This window comes from Flavitalea flava (assembly GCF_054461575.1).
In genome coordinates, this window is the sequence record NZ_JBTLQH010000036.1 from 1 (window position 1) to 20,207 (window position 20,207).

A 20,207-nucleotide genomic window follows, 5' to 3' on the forward strand; every position below is an offset into this window, starting at 1 on the left:
CCAAAAAAACCACTTATTATTTGCCTTACGGCTGGTGAACCAGGGGTTCACCCTGCCCCTTTCAGGGGAATTTTTTTGCCAGTCGGGGTTCCCTGAAAAATAACCCCGCCTGCCAAAAAAACCACTTATTATTTGCCTTACGGCTGGTGAACCAGGGGTTCACCCTGCCCCTTTCAGGGGAATTTTTTTGCCAGTTAGCACCCCGCTTAAATGCTCTCCTTCCCAGGCAAATTCGTACCTTTGCCGTCCCATTAAAAAACACACGTTTAACGAGTCTGATATGGAATTGAGCAAGAATTATATTCCCGGCGCCACAGAAGAGAAATGGTATGAGCATTGGATGAAACAACGTTATTTCAATAGCCGGCCGGACGAACGCCCTTCTTTTACAGTAGTTATCCCCCCTCCTAATGTAACGGGTGTTTTGCATATGGGCCATACACTTAACGAGACAGTTCAGGATATCCTGGTGAGGAAGGCGCGTATGAGCGGATTCAATGCCTGTTGGGTACCGGGTAGTGATCATGCCTCCATTGCCACTGAGGCTAAGGTGGTGGGCATGCTCAAAGAAAGGGGAATTGATAAAAATCAGCTTTCCAGGCCGGCCTTTATGGAATATGCCTATGAATGGAAAGATAAATATGGCGGTATAATTTATCACCAGATAAAAAAATTAGGCTGCAGCGTTGATTGGGACCGTGTATCCTTTACCATGGATACGGACTATTATGCAGCCGTTATACGCACGTTCGAAGACCTTTACCAAAAGGGGCTGATCTACAGAGGTGCGCGTATGATCAACTGGGATCCACAGGCCAAAACAGCCTTAAGTGATGAAGAAGTAGAATATAAAGAAGAGCAGGGCAAACTTTATTATGTAAAATATAAAGTTGTAAACGAAGACGGAAGCGACTTCCTTAATCCCCCTTTAGGTGGTGATGGGGGCCTTGTCATTGCCACCCAACGTCCTGAAACCATCATGGGCGATACCGCCATTTGCGTAAACCCTTCCGACGAACGTTATAAGGGACTTGCCGGTAAATTTGTCCTTGTGCCACTGGTGAACCGGAAAATACCGGTCATATTCGATGAGTATGTCGATCCGGAATTTGGAACCGGAGCCCTGAAGGTGACCCCAGCCCATGATATCAATGATTATAATTTAGGTCTGAAACACGGGCTTCCCATTATCGATACTTTAAATGAAGATGGGACATTAAGCGCAGCAGCTGAAGTATTCGTAGGCATGGACCGGTTCAAGGCCAGAAAAATGGTCGTTGTACAATTAAAAGAGGAAGGACTCCTCGTTAAAGAGGAAGAACATCAAACCCGAATTGGGTTTTCCCAGCGAACCAACTGCGTGGTCGAACCCAGGATATCTACCCAGTGGTTTGTAAAAATGAAAGAGTTGGCAGAGCCGGCATTAAAGGCAGTGACCGAAGGTCATATCAATATCCATCCGGGCGATAAATTTTTAGCTACCTATAAATATTGGCTGGAAAATGTTAAGGATTGGTGTATTTCAAGACAGCTTTGGTGGGGACAGCAAATTCCCGCCTGGTATGCTCCGGATGGCTCCTTCCGGGTAGCGGCTACCAAAGAAGGTGCATTTGAAAAATTCAAGACCGGTCTTCCTGCCGGTTCCACTATTCCTTTTGGCCTTAATGATCTTAAACAGGATGAAGATGTACTGGATACCTGGTTCTCCTCCTGGCTTTGGCCAATCGAGGTATTTAAAGGAATCACCCATCCCGGTAATCCGGAAATTAAATACTACTACCCTACTTCCGTTCTGGTCACGGGTCAGGATATCATTTTCTTTTGGGTTGCCCGTATGATCATGGCCGGTATGTATTTTTACGGAGAAGACCTGCCTGTCGAAAAAAGAATTCCTTTTAAGGATGTTTATTTTACCGGGATGGTCCGGGACAAGCAGGGTCGGAAAATGAGTAAGAGCCTTGGCAACTCGCCTGATCTCCTGGATCTTATCGATAAATACGGGGCTGATGCCGTCCGTTTTGGCATTATGATCTCCTCACCCGCTGGAAATGATCTGTTGTTTGATGAAGGAGCGCTGGAACAAGGGCGTAATTTCAATAACAAACTTTGGAATGCCTTGAAATTGATCAGGGGATGGGAAGAAAGACTACAGCAAAATGGCAAGGATAAGAAAGCAACTTCAGATGGGCAAGGATCTGATGAAGATTTTGCCGTCACCTGGTTCGATAGCAGACTGCAGGAAGTTCGCAAAGAGATCGAAAAACTCTTTTCAGAATTCCGTCTTAGCGAAGCGTTGAAGACCCTTTACTCGCTCATCTGGGATGATTTCTGCAGCTGGTATCTGGAATGGATCAAACCGGGTTTTGAACAATCGCTTGAACCTGCGGTTTATCACCGGACCCTTGGTTTCTTTGAGCAATTGTTACAACTCCTGCATCCATTCATGCCTTTTATAACCGAAGAGATCTATCATATATTGTCGGAAAAAACTGTCGGTGATGATCTTTGTATAAAACAATTTGGTTCCGTAGGAAAGATTAATCCGGAATTCCTTAGTCAGGGTGTTTTGCTGAAGGAATCGATCTCCGCTTTACGGGATGCCCGGAATAAAGCCCAGATCAAACCAAAGGAACCGGTACGTCTCTATATCCAATCCGCTATTGAACCTGTCTATCAGTTGATCACACCCATCCTGGCCCGTCAGGTAAACGCACCGGACATTGCTTTTACAAAAGAACCTATTCCAGGGGCCCTGGCGATTGTTAGCGGTAAAGACAAATTTTATATCGTTACCGAACAGGTCGTTGACACGGGTAATCAGAAGGAAGAATTGCAAAAGGAATTGATCTATCTGAAAGGTTTCCTGGAGGCAGTCAATAAAAAATTAACCAACGAACGTTTTGTAAAAAATGCCAAACCAGAAGTCGTTCAATTTGAACAGAAAAAGAAAGAGGATGCGGAACTAAAGATTAAAGTGTTGGAGGAAAGTTTGGAGGAGTTAGGGTAATTGCCCGAATAATTCTTCCAGGTTCAAAGAGAATCCCGGCAAAATTGGGGTGGTTACAGCATCCCCCAAGGTCTTGGGCCGTGATGCTATATAATGACCATCATTATTTAAAATATACTGCCAGAAAGCTTTTTCCTGGGGCACCACCATCCAATATTCTTTTATCCCCGCTTCCTCGTACACATCGTATTTATTTTGCAGTTCTTTTTTATTATTTCCAGGTGAAAGAATTTCAACAACGATATCAGGCGCACCCAGGCAGCCTCTGTCATCCAATTTGGAAGGATCACAAATCACGCAAATATCCGGTTGAACTACATTTATAATATCCTGGTCGTTTTTGGATTTTCGTGGCAGCCGCACATCGAAGGGAGCCGTATATGCTTCGCATGATTTGCCTTTCAGATAAACAAATAATTCACCCGCTATATCACGAGATAACTTCTGATGCATCCGATTGGGTGCCGGGCTCATTTTAAATAGCTTTCCCTTAATCAGTTCCAGGCGCTCTTCAAATGTCCATTTCAGATAATCAGCATAGGTATAATCCTTTGAAAAATCCAGGTCAGCTAATTGCATAACGGTGTGTTTAATAGATTGTCCTATTACCTTCTTTTTAGGTTGTCTGACGGCATAACCTCACTGCAAATATACTAAAATCTTTCGCAAATCCAACCCATTTACAAGCACCAACAATCTAAATATTTTACTGTTCCTCGGAATTATTTACCCAGCAAATTGATCGGCAGGATCAGTTCCCATTGGTTGGGCCCCCTTCCTTCGTAATCCGGGTCTACCAACCTGCTATAGCGGATCCCGAATCCGACTGATAACTGATTCCACCATTTCGTATCAAAATAAACTTCGGATCCGTATGACCGGAAGTAGGCATTCGCTGTGCCTCCGGTCCTGGTAAATCCCCATACTTTGGTGTAATCATAATACAGGTTGGCCCTGATCCGGAGGAAGTATACGATATTGCCAATTCCCCAATCCGGATAAACCAACGGGATATGGTAGTTACCGGTCAACCGGTACATCTGATAAAAATTTTCAGCGGAATATCCTCTTGAGAAGGGAAAACTATTGGAAAAACCGCCGTTATTTCCTTTATCATGCTCCTGGAAGGCGGCGCCCAGAACGATATTATGGGTAAAAGCCGCTCCCGGCAGATATAAATTACCGCTGGCCAGGAACTGGTAGGCATTTAACGATCCTACTGAATGGTTGTACCCCACAAAAAGTGTCTGTGCCAGCCTCGGATAGATTTGCTGTTTCGATTGCTGGATCTGGTTGGAGAAACTAAGATAATTCCTCAGATAAGTAAATTGCCTGTCATTCAGGGAATCTTTATAGAACCCGGTAAAATAATCCTTTTGGAATACCAGGTCCGAACCCAATTGCAGATTGGTAGTAGATTTATTGCGGGTAAAACTTAATGGAATACTCAGGCCACCGTAAGCATCGGCCTGGTTCCAGTAAATTTTCCCGTTCCTGAAAAGCGTATTCCTATCAAAGATATAGTCTCCCCCAATATCGATCCAGGGAAAGAGTTTACCATAGGTGGCATCCACCCCAATTTGTTTGTATTGTTCATTACGGTTGTAATTCACAAAAACCTCGCTTTGAAGGGTATTCAGAATGTTTTCACTCACCAGGGAAAAAGTGTAATCGGGATCATTGATAAAGGGCCTCCAGCTGTGGAAATTCAACAGCCGGTAAGAAGCCGGGTATGGTTTAACCGGGTAAGCCTCAGTGCCGATTTTGTCAAGCAGATGAACAGGCCCGCTGTTCAGTGAGTCGATTCCCTGATCCGGAAGGGATTCCATCCAATCCTTTGCACTTATTGGCTCAAGACGGAGATGTTCGGGATTGATAGTTATCATTCGATAACCTACAGCTGAAAAATTGCTCCAGGCATATCTTCCATTGTCTGCCTGGAAGGCATATTGACCCGTGGAAAGATCATCACCAGATAACCGGACTAAAAAAAGATGCTCTCCCGCAAACGCATATATCCTGTCCCGGCCGTTATGGGAGGCGGTAAACCAGATAGTATCCCCGCTTATGGATGGATAGGCAATAGTCTGGAAACTAAAAGGGCTAAGATAACTGGTAATGCCTTCTTTCAGATTTACTGTTGCAAGGGCCATTTCCCCTTTCGTATTCCGAACGGCCGTAACTATTTTTTCTTTTGTATAAAACTTTGGATACGTGTAAAAAAGGGAGTCCTTATTCGGGATATCTTTTTCCAGGCTGCCGGTCTGACCATTCAATACATGCAAGGCACAGGTTCCGTTAGCCCCTTCCTGGACCGTGATAATCTGGCTGCCATCTGCCGAGATATCCGGGGCAAAATACCGGGACCGGCTGGTGATGGCGGCATCCTTCCCGGTTTGAACATCGAGAACCCTGATCACACTGTAATCCCTCCATCCCCAGCGGGGATCGGATTCATAGGCCGCATACACAACCCTTCCGTTCCGGCAGGAAAAATAATTATCCAGCGAAATAGCCCTGGTTCCCAATTTTTTTTCTTTTCCGCTCTTCAGATCACGGATCACAAAAGAAGGGATCTTTTTATAGCTGCTTCGCATATACAATATGCTGTCTTTACCCAGTAATTGAGGGAATTCTTCATTAGCCAGGAAGTGTTTGTTCTTCCTGGCATAATCATCAGTCAGGGCATGCTCATTTTCCAGGGGTTTGCGGAAGTAATTCAATGCGTCCTGTCGGAATTGAAGAAAGGATATACCAGCGTGTTTTTCGATAGCCTTCTGCAGCGGGTAGAACAAACCTTTAAAAGCAGCTGCATCAAGGGTCACTTTTTCCCAAAAAAGATCACCGTATCGCTGGCGGCCATATGCTACCAGCATGTATCCCATCGGATAATGATCGGGAACATAATCGCGGAGGGATCCATTACGCAATTTCATCCACGAATAATCCTTATCGCCTGCCCATAAAGACCGGTAACTGTTGAAAAAGTAGGGTTGTCTTCCCCGACCCTGGTCGCTTACCAGAGTTTCCTGGTAAACGGCATCCCCTTCCCAGAACCAGTTGGGGATAGCCAGACTATTGGCGAGGGCCTGCCCTCCTTCTCCGAATAAATAATAAAAAGCGCTGGATAATCCGACCCGGTAGTTATTATATTGCTGGACATGCCGGTACTCGTGGATAGCCAACAGCTTTTGCCAGGGAAGGCTGCCGAGTTCGAGGCTATTCTGTTCGGGAGTAAGCTGAAATTCACTCCGGAAAGGGGCCAGGCCTACATATCCATTGGGAATTATGGTTTGATTTTGTAAGACGATATCTATCTTTTGCTGTTTTCCACCGATTGTAGGCAGGGTGGTTCTGCTTAGACGGTGGACAATAGCCGCAACCTGCTGTGCCTGTGAATCCAACCCGGCCGGGAAAATGATCCGGGCCGTATCGGTATTGATCTGTTTCCATTTCAGGGAGGGAGGGTTACCGCCAAATTGCTGGGCAGACGAACCCAGGCTATAAAGCAGGAAAAGCAAACAAACAGTCAACCGGTTAAAGATCATGGAAAAGACTTTATGATTACCTGAAATTAGTTTAAACAACAGAATATTCATTGTTTTGCATACGAAATTTGCCATTTGATAGATCCTTTCTCATTATTTTTACGGCCATCCATGAAGTACGATTCACCGTTCAGGAATTATGATGGGCTGATAGCCGCGATAATTGGTTTTTTAATCATTCATGCGTTTACGCGACATGGAGGGATTGGTATAACGCCGGACTCGGTTGTTTACCTGAGTACAGCCGCTAATATCCACGATCATGGCGCAATAGCTGATTTCACGAAGGTTCCGCTGATGGATTTCCCTGCCTTTTACCCTATTTTTCTAAGCTGTATACTACTCCTTACCGGAGTGGATTGTATACACTTCGGACCGGTATTGAATGGCCTATTGTTTGGGATCCTGATCTATTTGTGCGGATGGATCATGGACCGGTTCTCCGTTCGAAGGAAATGGTATAAATGGACCCTGTTAAGCTTCATTGTCTTTAGCCCCTGTCTGTTAGAAGTTTACTCTTATTTATGGTCTGAAACCCTTTTCCTGATCCTCATCCTTTTATTCCTGATCAGTTTTCGCCGATATCATCTGTCTCCTTCTACAGGAGCCCTTGTCCTGATGGCTGTCGTTGCAGGGCTCGCCTGTATTACCCGATATGCAGGCATTACCCTCATCGGAACCGGGGGGCTCCTCATCCTTTGCGACAGAAATCAGGTATGCCGTAAAAAAATCCTGCATCTGTTCTTATTCGGATTTCTTTCGACCTCGTTTTTGGCGATAAATATATTCCGCAACAGGCTGGCAACGGGTACACTTACCGGATACAGGGAAAAAGGGATTACTCCGTTCGGCAGGAATCTTCATGATTTCGGGAGTGTGTTTTGGGATTGGTCACCTTTTTCAGGTAATTATTATTGGCTGAATGTCCTGATCGGTGGATGCTGGATCCTTATTTTTATCTTTCTTTTCCTGGCTCCCCTGATCCGCAAAACGCCTGTCTTAACCTATGAGCACCAGGCCATAACTTTTTTTGTGGTGTACTCGGTTTTCATCCTTGCTTCGGCCACTTTATCCAGATTTCAGGCCTTGGATAGTCGCTTATTGTGCCCGCTATTTATTCCCTGGCTTTGGGGTAGTACAAGCTGGTTACCGGCTGCAACGGACAGTTGGAGAGGATTACGCCGGGGTTTGCTGCTGGTGGCAGCCCTGATGGGAGGGGCAATTTTCATGGCAGGACAGTTGTCGGATGATTATGAGACCTGGGATGGAGTAAAGGACGCAGGTATCCCCGGATATACCGAAGATGGATGGGTCCATTCAGAGACGATGGATTATGTGCGAAATAACACGGAGAAAATGCATTTCAAATCCACCCTTTATACAAATGCCAATGAAGGAATCTGGTTCCTGACCGGAGTCCGTTCGGATATGCTTCCACATAAAGACTTTCCAAAGGATGTGCAGGAATTTCTGGCCGAAGACCATTTTTATGTGGTCTGGTTTAATGACAGCATAAATTCGGATCTGTTAAGCATTGACTTTATCAGTCATCATAAAAAACTGGTCAGCCAGGAAGTATTCGGCGATGGAGCAGTCTATTTTTTTAAAACGGATTCTTCGGCTGTCAATCCTCTTCGGTAAATGGATTTCAACTTAATCCCGGTAAAACTCTGCCGGATTTATTCTGATTACAAACAATTTCCTAATTTTATAGTATGGACCCAATATTATCCATTCGAATGGCTGAGCTGGAAGATATTAACACGATCGGATTCCTTGCCCAGCAGATCTGGCCGAAAGCATATGGGGACATTATATCCCCGGAACAATTTGATTATATGATCAACCAGTTCTACAGTCCGGCTTCCCTTAGACAACAGATGCTGGAGGACAGGCATCAATTCCTGATGGTAGAGCAGGATGAGGAACCAATCGGTTTTGCCTCCTGGGCGCCTCTGGAACAAGGAACCGGCATTTACAAACTTCATAAACTCTATGTTTTGCCGGTGAACCAGGGAAAAGGAATGGGGAAAGCAATGATACAGTTCATCCTCGAAAATATCCTGGAGGAGGGAGCTAAAAGCCTTCGCCTTAATGTAAACCGCCATAATAAGGCCAGGCTATTCTATGAGAAAATGGGATTTTCAGTAATTGGAGAAGAAGATATCGATATTGGCAATAATTATTTCATGAATGATTATGTAATGGAGTTACCCGTCAGAGATAACTAAAAACCCTGTTGCACTCCTTCCAGACCCATGGCTTCCCTTTTCATTTTATGGGCCGTCTCGGTTCCAACATATTTCTCAATTCTTTTTTCAACAAAATAGATCAGCGGAGTAAGAAGGATGGCTACTGTGAATTTGTAAATATAATTCATCATACCGATAGCAAGGATCACCTGCCAGCTAAATATTGAACTAAAAGCAATGAATAAAACGATATAACTGTCAATTAATTGAGAGACCAGTGTAGAACCGGTTGCTCTAAGCCAGAGATGTTTGTCCCCGGTCCTCTTTTTGATCTGGTGAAATACCGTCACATCTACTACCTGGCTCACTAAAAAAGCAACCAGGCTACCGATAATGATACGCATGTTCTGTCCGAAGACCGCGTTGAAAGAATCCTGGATATTCGGCACTCCCTGCTTGCTGCTGCTGGCCAGCCAAACGTCCGCAGGAGGGATACCGATGGCCAGATAATACATGACGAAAGCATAAGAGATCAATATTACAGCCGTGATGGAGATCCTTCGTACGGCCTTTGGTCCGAAAAACTCATTCACAATATCCGTTATTACGAACTCGAATGGCCAGAGGAGGACCCCACAGGTAAGGACAAAGGATAATCCGCTTTGCCCGAATAACGTGAAATTGGCAGGCTTTACTCCCAGGACCTTTTCCAGGGAAAACAACTTTGTTCCGATCGCTTCCGCGATCAGGGCATTGCAGCAAAAAAAAGCAGTAAAACCCAGAAAAAGTTTGGTCGGTTTGTCTTTAATTATGTTCAGGATCATTTGAAAATAAGTATTATTTGCGCAATCAGGAAGGTGAAGTTAGCAATCGGGAGCCATAGCGGCAATTGTTCCTTTATTGGCTTACGGGTTATTAACCGGATGGCCACCCAGCTGCAAACAACTGCATTTACGATCATTGCCAGAACATATCCAAGGATAATGATCAGGGATACCAATGCCCCTTCCAGCGGATGAGGAAGATCCATGATAACGAGTGCAAGGAGAAAACAAACATTGCAAATAAATGCTACACGGGAAAGAAGGCGCAATAACTGCATATTTAACCAAAAATCCGTAATTCTAAGCAAAATTCCATTATTTTGCCGGGAATAATCAGATCTCAATTATGAATTCTCCCTTGTTGAAAAAAGCGCTTCCGCATGTTATCGCCATTCTGGTGTTCCTGGTTGTTGCCGTTGTTTATTGCAAACCTGCCCTGGAAGGAAAGGTAGTATCCCAGTCCGATATGGTAAACTGGAAGGGAATGGCCCAGAAATCTTTTGAATATAAGGAAAAGCACGGGCATTTTCCATTGTGGACGGAAAGTGCGTTTGGGGGTATGCCAGCCTATACGATTGCCATTGATCCTACCTCTAATGTAAGTATTGGATATGTAGGCTATTTATTAAACCCTGGATTACCCCAGCCTATCAACTTTTTCTTTTTGGCCTGCATTTGTTTTTATATACTTACCCAAGTTATTCGGATCAACCCATGGATAGGTATCCTGGGAGCCCTTGCCTATGCTTATTCCACCTATGACCCGGTCATCATTGTAACCGGGCATGTCACCAAAATGATAGCCATCGCTTATGCACCTGCAGTAATAGCATCCCTTTTGCTGATCTTTCAGCGTAAATATATCTGGGGAATGCCCTTGCTGACCATATTCCTGGGATTGCAGATCGGATCGCAGCACTTGCAGATCGTCTATTATACCCTTATCACAATGGGGCTGTTAACGGTCTTTTATTTAATTCATTCCTTCCGGCAGAAACAGATCAAAGATGCAGCAATAGGGCTTGTCATTTCTATCTTCGCCGGGGTCATCGCTTTTGCGACAAGTATGACCAGCACTCTTGCCATTAAGGAATATACCAAAGAGACCATGCGTGGGGGTAGAACAGAACTGACCAATACCAACAGCAAGATCGAAGGCAAGGACGGATTAAACAAGGATTATGCTTTTCAGTGGAGTTATGGGCTAGGGGAAACCTTTACCCTAGCCGTCCCTGGTATTTATGGAGGCAGCAATGGAGGAAAGGAGATTGGTGACAATTCTAAATTTGCCGAAAAACTCAGCCAGGAATTTTCCATGCCGCAGGAGAACGCTTTGCAATATGCCAACGGCTCTGCTTATTGGGGGGCTCAGCCTTTTACCCAAGGCCCCGTCTATCTTGGAGGCATTATTTGCCTTCTTTTTCTCTTTGCGCTGGTTTTTCTGAAAGGATGGCAGAAATGGTGGCTGGTAAGTGTAGCTGTGGTGGGAATCGCCCTTTCCTGGGGTAAGAATTTTCCTGCCCTTAATTATTTCCTGTTCGACCACTTACCTTTTTATAATAAGTTCAGAGCCCCTTCTACATCTCTGGTAATGCCTCAATTTGCTTTTCCCTTATTGGGCGCCCTGGGGCTAAATGAGCTGCTTTACGGAGGAGAATCGAATGAACTGATCTGGAAAAAATTCAAAACCGCGGCGTTTATCGTCGGAGGATTATTGATCGTCCTGACCGGTTTCTATTTTATGAACGATTATAAAGGAGTCGGGGATGCCGGATTGAAGGAAAGGTTCCTGCAGGGCAAAATGCAAATGTTATCACAAGGCAAACAACCTGGCCAGGAAATACAGGCACAGGCGAATGAAACGGCCAATGCCTTAATGAAAGACCTCCAGTCCGACCGGCAATCTCTTTATGGTGCAGATCTGATCAGAACCATTTTATTGATGGCTGCCGCTGCCGCTCTGCTGGGGCTTTATATAAAAGGAAAACTTAAATCATTCGTTCTGATAGCTGGATTGACCGTACTGAGCACCTATGACCTGCTGGCTATCGGAACCCGTTATCTGAATCAGGAAAGTTTTATCGAGCAGGCTGATTTCGAATCTTCCTTTACACCTACCGCCGCAGATCTTCAGATCAAGGCAGATCCTGATCAAAACTTCAGAGTATTCGATCAGTCTTCACAAAGTCCGTTTGAAGATGCCCGGACCTCCTATCATCATAATTCAATCGGTGGCTATTCTCCTGCCAAATTGGGCTTGTACCAAGATATTATAGATGGGCAATTATCCAAAGGAAATATGCAGGTGTACAATATGCTGAACACCAAATATTTCATACAATCTGATCCTGCTACCAGGCAGCCTCAGGCAAGGATTAATCCTGCCGCTTTTGGGCCCTGCTGGCTGGTGAAAGGCATCCATTTTGTAAAGGACGGAAATGAAGAAATGAAAGCGCTTGACAGCGTGAATGTGAGAGACACGGCAATAATTCAGCAAAAATTCGCCAGCCTTATCAAATTTCAACCGGAACCTGATTCAGCGGCATCGATTCGGTTGACGGAGAACCTGAATGATAAATTAACGTATAAGTTTTCTGCCAGGACCAACCAGTTCGCAGTTTTCAGCGAGGTTTATTATGACAAAGGCTGGGAGGCTTATCTGGATGGGAAAAAAACAGACTATTTGAGGGTTAACTATATCCTGAGAGGGGTGCCTGTTCCAGCCGGAGAGCATTCCATCGAATTCCGGTTCGAGCCGCATGCTTACTATTTGGGGAACACCTTGTCCATTTGGTCCAGTTTGTTTACTTATTTGTTACTGATCGGCGCTATCGTAATCGAATGGAGACGTTGGAATACGGCCAGGCAAAAGGGGAATCCTTCTAAAGAAAAATAACGAATGTCAAAGCCTCTTAGCTTTGTGATCATCACCTATAACCGGCCTGACGATATGTTCATGCTGGCCGAAAACATAAGCAGATTACAGGGGTTGGAAGAACAGGTGGAAGAAGTAATCATCGTGAATAACCGCTCCTCCGTCGGTTATCCCGCGTTAGAAGATTTCATCGGCAAACATCCTGAGATTCCTTTCCGGTATTTTACTACAGACGAAAACCTGGGTGTTTCGCGAGGCAGGAATTATGCTATTCAGCAGAGTAAGGCCCCTATCCTGATCTTTTTAGATGATGATACTGTTTTTCGGGACACGGACGTTTTAGCCCAAATATTGGCTGTTTTCCGCGAACAAGACGAAAATGGATTAAATACAGGCATTGCCGCATTCAAGGTATATTATTATGATACCAGGACCCTTCAGCAGACTGCATTCCCGCATAAAAGATTTAGTGAAAGAAAGGATTGGCACCATTTCGATACGGCTTATTTTGCAGGATGCGCCCATGCTATTCGCCGGGAAGTATTTTCAACGGTTGGGTATTATCCGGAGAACTTTTTCTATGGTATGGAGGAATATGATCTGAGTTACCGCGCTTTGGATGCAGGTTTCAGGATCCGGTACGATGACAGGGCCGTAATCCTTCATAAAGAATCCCCTGAAGGCAGGCTGACACCCCGTAACAAGCTGAGAGGAATGTGGGTGAACAAGAGCAAGGTGGCTTGGAAATACCTGCCCAAAAAGTACTTTTATACCACGTGCCTTATGTGGAGTCTGGAATATTTAAAAAAAACAGGATGGGATTTTCCTGGATTCCTGAAAGGCTGGAACGAAATCAGACTAATTCCGCGGGCAGAAAAAAGGAGACCTGTAAATCCAAAATGCCTTATTTACCTTAAACAGGTAAAGGCGCGGCTGACGTATTAATATAGTGGCTGACTTATTGGTATAATTAAAAATGCCCCTGTTTGATCAGAGGCATTTTTAATTATGTATCGGTTAATTTACCATTTATCTACTTCTTCTCCGGTTGTAGCAGGCGCAGTAGGGGTAGCCGTCGGTGTTGGAATATGACTGACCTCTTCGATACTTTCATCGGCAACGATGGAACTGGCTTCTTGTAAGCCACCTTCGGTTTCCGGGAGGGTGTCGTGATTGTATGCGTCGAAATCAAAATCCGGCATCAATTCAGTTTTGACGTAATCAACGGCTTCAGTCAAAGCCTTCAGGAACTTATTAAAATCTTCCTTGTACAAGAAGATCTTGTGCCTGTCGTAGCCATCTTCATTGAATTTTTTCCGGCTTTCAGTGATAGTAAGATAATAATCATTACTACGCGTTGCTCTCACATCAAAGAAATACGTCCTACGTTTTCCAGCTCTGATGCGCTTACTGTAAACGCTTTCCATCCTTTTTTCGTTGTTTTCGTACGCCACAATTATATTTTTTTACAGTTGAACAATTACTATCTAAAGTAGGCACAAATATAGTATTGTTTTCGAATTGACAAAATTTGCGAAAAGATTTATACCACCTAATTAGAACTTAATTGGCAAGGGGATGTATAACTCAAGTTTGCGACTCGCCCGGGTTGGCGTCCTTTTCTTCCTGCTGTTGTTCATACAGGTAGGTGTAATATCCATTAAGGGCGAGTAGTTCCTGATGCGTTCCGGTTTCTACGATCTTACCCTCTTCCAGGACTACGATCCTGTCAAAATCAAAAAGGGAGAATATCCTGTGTGTAATAATAATAGCGGTTTTATGTTGCAGATATTGATATAAATTACCAAGTATTTCTTTCTCAGTCTTAGCGTCTACAGCACTCAGACAGTCATCAAACACTACGATCTCCGGATCTTTGATCAGGCCTCTGGCAATTGAAATCCTTTGCTTTTGCCCTCCGCTCAGATTCACCCCTCTTTCGCCGATCATGGTCTCATAACGGGCAGAAAAACCTTCAATTTCTTTTTCAACGCTGGCGTATCGGGCAGCTAAACGGACCTTTTCTTCGTCTTTATTATTCAGCCCGAACTGGATATTCCCCGAAACGGTGTCACTAAAAAGAAAAATGTCCTGGGGAACATAGCTGATCTGGCGCCGAAGATCCTGCAGGTTAAGAGCCCGGATGTCGGTTCCATCCACCAGTACCTTGCCATTTCCGGGGTCATACATGCGCAGCAAAAGCTGGGCTACAGTAGTTTTACCGCTTCCTGTCCGACCGATGATTACCACCTTTTCCCCTTTTTTTATCTCCAGGCTGAACTGTTTCAATGCCTGGATACCTGTATTGGGATAGACAAAATCCACCTGTTCAAAAGATATGTTTCCCTGTAGCTTCTTTACAATTGCCTCCGGCGGATTCTTTATCCGGGAATCAGTATCCAGGAACTCATTGAGCCTTTTCTGAGAGGCGGCGGCCCGTTGAATCATACTGGCGACCCATCCGATAGCGCTCACCGGGAAAGTGAGCATAGTTATATAAATAACGAATTCGGTGATCGTACCGATATCGGTGCTGTGTTTACCATAAATGACATATATCCCTCCTATCATAATAGTCAGCAGGGTACTCAGACCTATCATAAGACCCATGGATGGAAAATAGATCGATTCCACTTTGGCAAGGCCGACCGCGTTTTTACGGTAATCTTCACTATTCCGTTCAAAGAAACGGAGCATGGCCTTTTCCTGAACAAAGGATTTAATAACCCGGATACCGCTATAGGATTCCTGGGCGTTTGTGGTCAGGTTACTCAACAGGGCCTGGATATGTTCACTTTTCTTATGAATGATGGTATTGACATAATATATAGTGAAAGCCAGAATGGGGAGCGGGGTCAGAACATACAAGCTGAGCAGCGGATCCTTTTTCAGCATGAAAAAGAGGCTGAAGCCAATGGTGACCAGCAGATTGGCCAGATACATGACGGCCGGGCCTGTATACATCCTTACCCGGCTTACATCCTCCGACACCCGGTTCATCAGATCACCCGTACTATGGGTCTTGTAAAAGTTGATATCGAGCTGTTGGTAATGGGCAAAGATCTCGTTCTTCTGGTCATATTCGATATGCCGGCTCATAACAATGATCGTTTGTCTCATCAGGAACATAAAAAAGCCGCCGATCACGGCAAGAATGAGCAGGGTAATGCCACAAAGCGCTACTTTTTTGCCAAAGGAGGGCTGGCTGGCATTAAGGGTGTGAATGAACTTTTTTACCAGAATATCATAGTTAGCAGTATCTTTTTTGTCATCCAGCCGTTGTTTGGCATCTGCATTCCGATCCGGTAGCTGATGGGCGGCCATATGCCTGGCCGCAACGCTGTCCCGCAATTCCTTTTCGACGGAATTGACGACATAGCCGGTAACCTGTGGACTGAGAATGCGGAAATAGTTGGATAAGATAATAAAAAGGATCCCCAACAAAAAACGCAAGCGATACTTCCAAAAATATTTATTTACAGCTTTTAGATGCTTCAACCACGAAATTTTGACAAAGTTACGGACAAATTGGAAAAAGTTTTGGTTGTTTAGCCAGAGACCCTAATTTTGCGCCCGGAGAGATGGCAGAGCGGTCTAATGCGGCGGTCTTGAAAACCGTTGAAGGTTACACTTCCGGGGGTTCGAATCCCTCTCTCTCCGCAGATCAAAATGAATGCTCACGCTGAAAGCGTGGGCATTTTGCATTTGGGAACGTGGCGAACGTGTTCGCCTAAGTGGACAAATGTAAAATGCCAGGCACGAAAGTGCCGTAAGCATTCTTTTTGATCTAGCCTCCCCCACCCCGGGATCACCGGAGCGAAGCGAAGGTAATCCCGCACTCACCGCGTTTAACAGTTAAGTCAGATTAACTAAAAGATAAAAAGCCTGCAACGACAAACGTTTGCTGGCTTTTTGGTTTTTACGCTGACTCAGTTTTACCTCCTTTTTCGGTGTATTTAAACGCGTCATTCGTGGTGTATTTCACTTTACTTCATTTTACGCACTTAAACCTTTGTAAAACATTAATAATTAACGTTTTATGAATTTTAAAGTTTATGCGTAACTGTTAGTAAATCGTAATTTTATCATCTAAAAGCAATGAGTCATGATTGAGCAGAGTTTTGGTTTGCTTTTTTTCCTTAAAAAGCCAAAAGGAATTGTCACAGCAGAGTTTCACATTTATTTGCGTATAACCGTCGATGGAGCTGCCGTTGAATTATCCACGAAAAGAAAATGCGATCCCCTCCGGTGGAATCAGAAGGCAGAAAGAGCCTCGGGGAACAAAGACACGATCAAACATCTGAATGCCTACCTGGAAACCTTGCAGGAGAAAGTTTACGAAATCAAAATAAGGTTGATTGATCAGAATAAGACGATCACTGCCGAAACTATTAGAAACATGCTGATGGGTCAGAGAGATGCGAACGACCGGCCACGTATGTTGATGGAGATTTTCCGGCACCATAAATAATGACCAGATTGCCGCTTTGGTAGGGAAAGGATATGCTCCCGGCACTCTGGAACGGTATATCACCTCTTTTAAACATACCCGTTCCTTTCTGGAATGGAAATATAAGGTATCAGATATAGACATTCGGAAACTGGACTACGAATTTATTACGGAATATGAGTTTTGGATCAAAAGCGTCCGTAACTGAGACCATAATACCACCATGAAATACCTGGCTAATTTCCGGAAGATCGTCAAACGGTGTTTACAAAATGGTTGGTTGCCCCGTGATCCCTTCTCCGGATTCAGTATGGCAAAAAAAGGAAGTGGAACGACATGCTCTCTCGAATGAAGAATTACAGGCTTTAGGGAATAAAAAATATCCCATTGATCGGCTGAATCATGTACGGGATATTTTTCTCTTTAGCTGTTATACCGGGCTTGCCTATGCAGATGTACAGAAGTTGAAGCGTTCGGAGATAAGTATCGGTATTGACGGTGGGAAATGGATATTTCCAACCGGCAAAAAACAAATACCCTCTCACGCATTCCTCTCCTACCCAATGCTCAGGAAATCATAGACCTTTATGCAGAACACCCCCAATGTCTGCTAACGGATAAGGTTCTACCCGTACTTAGCAATCAGAAAATGAACGCTTATCTGAAAGAAATTGCCGATCTATGCGGAATTCGTAAAAACTTGACCTACCATATAGCCCGGCATACCTTTGCTACAACGATTACTCTGAGTAACGGCGTTCCGATGGGAACAGTATCAAAAATGTTAGGGCATAAGAATCTGAGGACTACGCAGCACTATGCGAAGATATTGGATTATAAGATCAGTGCGGATATGATGGGCTTGATGGAGAAATTTAGATGACCTTTTGGGTAAAACCTGTCAGAATCGCCTTTTACTTGCTTTGCGTTGATCAGCATATATTATTTCCCAAGTTTTCAAGTCGATTGCCGTTTCATCGTTGACATCATCAAAAATTATCCAGTAACCACATTTTTGGGATAGTGAGTTTAATTGATCAATGTCGTTTTGAGTAACGTCATAGGTACCGTATCTTCTATTACCTCCATTTATTATTTCCCACAAATCAAATTCAAGAGTATTCATCCATACTGCGCTATAACCTTCCTCGGATATCCAGCTCATTAATTCAGCTAGTTTTGCCTGATCTTCATTCAAGTCCTTCAGCATATTTAATTCTATTAATAGTTCAATATGAGAGCATGGGCGGAATCGAACCGCCGTTTTATAGTTTTGCAGACTATTCCCTATACCAACATTGGGTACATGCTCATTAGCGGAGAGCAATGGAATCGAACCATCGCCGTTGTTACACGGAACACCTTAGCAGGATGCCGCAACAAACCAACATTTGCCTACTCTCCGATAGTGGGAGACACAGGATTCGAACCTGTTGTGTTTCTTATGTACCGGATTTACAGTCCGGCGCTACTCCACCATCGTAGCCGATCTCCCATTGGTATGCCACCTGGGTAACGATCCCGCATCCCTGCATCTTTAATGCAGCGCATAGAGGACCTTTGCGACAGGCACAAAACAAAAAGCCCGCTTGGTAAGTAACCAAGCGGGTTGTGAATGTTTTTATAGTTTACATCATAACATAGCTCGGTCTATTCCTTCTGTAAAGGAACTGTACGTACTACAATATGACGTTTGTTTTTTCATGATGATGCAAAGGTAATAATTGTTTTCACTTTACAAAATATTTTATAAAAACAGATGAAGACTCATATTGTCTATTATCATCGCCTAGAAGAAGTATCTCGTTTTTTTATTATTTTGACCCAAAATAACACACATGGGCTATGTATATGGTGACTTTCTTACTATCAAGACAACTAACGAAAAATATATCGGGGTTTTCGTTTCAGGGGATAATAATTATGATTATTTTCTTGCTTTCACTGATTTTTATGGAGACCATGTCCCGGAACCATCCTATTTTGCTACTTGCTCTTTATGGGTTAATCAATTTGGAAACGAAAATTCATTTGTAGCATTTGATGTAGTGACAATCAATAAAGACTTGCTCGATAGCGCTTTAGAAGTAAATCTTATATGGCATATCGATATGCAAGGTATGGTAGGGCAGATTGGTCTACACCCAATGGAAGATATTTTCACCTTGACCGATTATTTTACAGATTTATTGAGAAAACTGACGACTACATCAGAAGCCTATGACCCCTTGTTGTCTTTTCAACAGAAATCTTTAATGCCAATTGACAAGTTATTAAAGCTATTAACACCAGTCAACCCGTTCACAACGGTAAAATTGTATCACGCCAAAGATGAATCAATCCAATATTGGCAGATATACGGAACTTCAGAGCCAATCGGCCTTGTCGTTTGTCATGGAGAAGTAGGGGCAGTTGGGGAATATCAGGAGATCAAGGGTAAATCTCTGGAGGAAACCAAACAAATTTATCAAATGCTTATTGACGAGAAGAAAAAGGAAGCATATTATGAATATGAATTAATCAGCAAGTTGATTTTACAATTCAAAACTAGTGATAGCTGGGGCGATGGGGATGATTTGAAATTCCGGAATGAAATATGGGACTATCTCGACAAATACCTATTTTGGACGGGAAATGGCGCTATAACCGGTGGAGATATTGGATCTGGGTCGGTAAATCTCTTCTTTCACGCCGTCTCCTACCCACTTGCTGTCAATACCATAAATACAGCACTCTTAGAGAAACAAATAAACAGACCTTACATAATTGCTATTGAGGATGAAGATTCCCTAGAGGGATTGAGTTCTGGCCAAGTCCGCATATTATATCCGGATAATTATGAAGGCTCTCCATTTTTTTGACCAATAAGAAAGTTTGTTTTTTCATAATGGACAATCCAGCGGTTGTGTAAGCATTCTTTTTGATCTAGCCTCCCCCACCCCGGGATCACCGAGTCCCGCGGGAACGGGCGAAGGTAATCCCACACTCTCCGCATTGGGCCGAAATGGAAAGAATTGAGTAGAATTGTGCTTGATTCTTCCTATTTATGTTTGATTAAGTAAAAGGAAACCGCAATTGATCTCTTACAATAAAATTTAAATAAATTTTCTTAGCATTGTTATTTAGACCCGTTGCCTTCAATGATTGACCTATATGTACAATACTTATACTCTTTGGGTAAACTAAGTATTTTAGAAAGAGCCACCATTTTCTTTTTGCTAATATAATTATGAATCTCGAGCTTAAATTTTGGATTTCCCGACTTATGCAGAGTTTCCACGTTGATCAATTCCAGAGTGTCCAGTTTAAGT

At 43.7% G+C, this 20,207-nt stretch carries 16 protein-coding genes, 4 tRNA genes and 1 pseudogene; 11 read left to right on the forward strand and 10 right to left on the reverse strand.

All coding sequences use genetic code 11. The annotated features are described in order from the left end of the window. Positions 1–280 precede the first annotated feature (280 nt). Positions 281–3,007, forward strand: a complete 2,727-nt coding sequence (locus ACX0G9_RS23950) for a valine--tRNA ligase (RefSeq protein ID WP_459067501.1) — start codon at positions 281–283, stop codon at positions 3,005–3,007. Here ACX0G9_RS23950 and ACX0G9_RS23955 read toward each other — a convergent pair. Next, positions 2,999–3,586, reverse strand: a complete 588-nt coding sequence (locus tag ACX0G9_RS23955) for a Uma2 family endonuclease (protein WP_459067502.1) — start codon at positions 3,584–3,586, stop codon at positions 2,999–3,001. The two genes, ACX0G9_RS23950 and ACX0G9_RS23955, sit on opposite strands and share 9 nt — an antisense overlap. A gap of 143 nt (positions 3,587–3,729) precedes the next feature. Continuing rightward, positions 3,730–6,606 (reverse strand): TolB-like translocation protein, encoded by a 2,877-nt coding sequence (locus ACX0G9_RS23960; RefSeq protein WP_459067503.1) that lies wholly within the window; start codon positions 6,604–6,606, stop codon positions 3,730–3,732. A 60-nt stretch (positions 6,607–6,666) separates the two neighbouring features. Between ACX0G9_RS23960 and ACX0G9_RS23965 the strand changes: the two genes are divergently transcribed. Both ACX0G9_RS23965 and ACX0G9_RS23970 read left to right on the forward strand, forming a co-directional pair. Next, entirely contained in the window at positions 6,667–8,196 is a 1,530-nt protein-coding gene (locus ACX0G9_RS23965) for a hypothetical protein (RefSeq protein ID WP_459067504.1), read from the forward strand. 74 nt (positions 8,197–8,270) lie between these two features. Next, positions 8,271–8,786, forward strand: coding sequence for a GNAT family N-acetyltransferase (locus tag ACX0G9_RS23970; RefSeq protein WP_459067505.1), 516 nt, complete (start codon positions 8,271–8,273; stop codon positions 8,784–8,786). On the opposite strand, the gene ACX0G9_RS23975 is transcribed toward ACX0G9_RS23970, so the two are convergent. Beyond that, positions 8,783–9,571 (reverse strand): queuosine precursor transporter, encoded by a 789-nt coding sequence (locus ACX0G9_RS23975; protein WP_459067506.1) that lies wholly within the window; start codon positions 9,569–9,571, stop codon positions 8,783–8,785. The two genes, ACX0G9_RS23970 and ACX0G9_RS23975, sit on opposite strands and share 4 nt — an antisense overlap. Beyond that, positions 9,568–9,849 carry a hypothetical protein gene (locus ACX0G9_RS23980; RefSeq protein ID WP_459067507.1) on the reverse strand — a complete coding sequence of 94 codons (282 nt, stop codon included), beginning with the start codon at positions 9,847–9,849 and terminating at the stop codon, positions 9,568–9,570. Before ACX0G9_RS23980 ends, ACX0G9_RS23975 begins: the two co-directional genes overlap by 4 nt. 68 nt (positions 9,850–9,917) lie before the next feature. Between ACX0G9_RS23980 and ACX0G9_RS23985 the strand changes: the two genes are divergently transcribed. Both ACX0G9_RS23985 and ACX0G9_RS23990 read left to right on the forward strand, forming a co-directional pair. Next, positions 9,918–12,467, forward strand: coding sequence for a YfhO family protein (locus tag ACX0G9_RS23985; RefSeq protein WP_459067508.1), 2,550 nt, complete (start codon positions 9,918–9,920; stop codon positions 12,465–12,467). 3 nt (positions 12,468–12,470) lie between these two features. Beyond that, positions 12,471–13,391 carry a glycosyltransferase family 2 protein gene (locus tag ACX0G9_RS23990; protein WP_459067509.1) on the forward strand — a complete coding sequence of 307 codons (921 nt, stop codon included), beginning with the start codon at positions 12,471–12,473 and terminating at the stop codon, positions 13,389–13,391. A 77-nt stretch (positions 13,392–13,468) separates the two neighbouring features. Here the strand turns inward: ACX0G9_RS23990 and ACX0G9_RS23995 are convergent, their stop codons facing one another. Together ACX0G9_RS23995 and ACX0G9_RS24000 are read right to left on the reverse strand one after the other, a co-directional pair. Next, entirely contained in the window at positions 13,469–13,873 is a 405-nt protein-coding gene (locus ACX0G9_RS23995) for a DUF3276 family protein (RefSeq protein ID WP_459067557.1), read from the reverse strand. Between the two features lie 160 nt (positions 13,874–14,033). Beyond that, positions 14,034–15,944, reverse strand: coding sequence for an ABC transporter ATP-binding protein (locus ACX0G9_RS24000; protein ID WP_459067510.1), 1,911 nt, complete (start codon positions 15,942–15,944; stop codon positions 14,034–14,036). A gap of 77 nt (positions 15,945–16,021) precedes the next feature. Between ACX0G9_RS24000 and ACX0G9_RS24005 the strand changes: the two genes are divergently transcribed. The 5 genes and pseudogenes from ACX0G9_RS24005 to ACX0G9_RS24025 all read left to right on the forward strand — a co-directional run bounded on the left by ACX0G9_RS24005 (position 16,022) and on the right by ACX0G9_RS24025 (position 17,779). Next, positions 16,022–16,106: transfer RNA gene (locus ACX0G9_RS24005), tRNA-Ser, on the forward strand. Positions 16,107–16,551: 445 nt separating this feature from the next. Further along, positions 16,552–16,917, forward strand: a complete 366-nt coding sequence (locus tag ACX0G9_RS24010) for an Arm DNA-binding domain-containing protein (protein ID WP_459067511.1) — start codon at positions 16,552–16,554, stop codon at positions 16,915–16,917. Positions 16,918–16,933: 16 nt separating this feature from the next. Continuing rightward, a pseudogene (locus ACX0G9_RS24015) lies at positions 16,934–17,248 on the forward strand (phage integrase SAM-like domain-containing protein). Continuing rightward, the gene (locus ACX0G9_RS24020) at positions 17,169–17,477 is read left to right on the forward strand and encodes a site-specific integrase (RefSeq protein ID WP_459067559.1); all 309 of its coding nucleotides are present in this window, start codon (positions 17,169–17,171) and stop codon (positions 17,475–17,477) included. The pseudogene ACX0G9_RS24015 and the gene ACX0G9_RS24020 overlap by 80 nt, the downstream one beginning before the upstream one ends. Before the next feature lie 68 nt (positions 17,478–17,545). Then, entirely contained in the window at positions 17,546–17,779 is a 234-nt protein-coding gene (locus ACX0G9_RS24025; protein WP_459067558.1) for a tyrosine-type recombinase/integrase, read from the forward strand. 18 nt (positions 17,780–17,797) lie between these two features. Here the strand turns inward: ACX0G9_RS24025 and ACX0G9_RS24030 are convergent, their stop codons facing one another. The 4 genes from ACX0G9_RS24030 to ACX0G9_RS24045 all read right to left on the reverse strand — a co-directional run bounded on the left by ACX0G9_RS24030 (position 17,798) and on the right by ACX0G9_RS24045 (position 18,391). After that, on the reverse strand, positions 17,798–18,106 hold the full coding sequence (locus ACX0G9_RS24030) for a hypothetical protein (protein WP_459067512.1): 309 nt from the start codon (positions 18,104–18,106) through the stop codon (positions 17,798–17,800). Between the two features lie 27 nt (positions 18,107–18,133). After that, a tRNA-Cys gene (locus tag ACX0G9_RS24035) sits at positions 18,134–18,208 on the reverse strand. 5 nt (positions 18,209–18,213) lie between these two features. Then, positions 18,214–18,300 (reverse strand) — tRNA-Ser (locus ACX0G9_RS24040). A 5-nt stretch (positions 18,301–18,305) separates the two neighbouring features. After that, positions 18,306–18,391 (reverse strand) — tRNA-Tyr (locus ACX0G9_RS24045). 343 nt (positions 18,392–18,734) lie between these two features. Here ACX0G9_RS24045 and ACX0G9_RS24050 point away from each other — a divergent pair. Next, positions 18,735–19,757, forward strand: a complete 1,023-nt coding sequence (locus ACX0G9_RS24050) for a hypothetical protein (protein ID WP_459067513.1) — start codon at positions 18,735–18,737, stop codon at positions 19,755–19,757. Positions 19,758–20,207 lie beyond the last annotated feature (450 nt).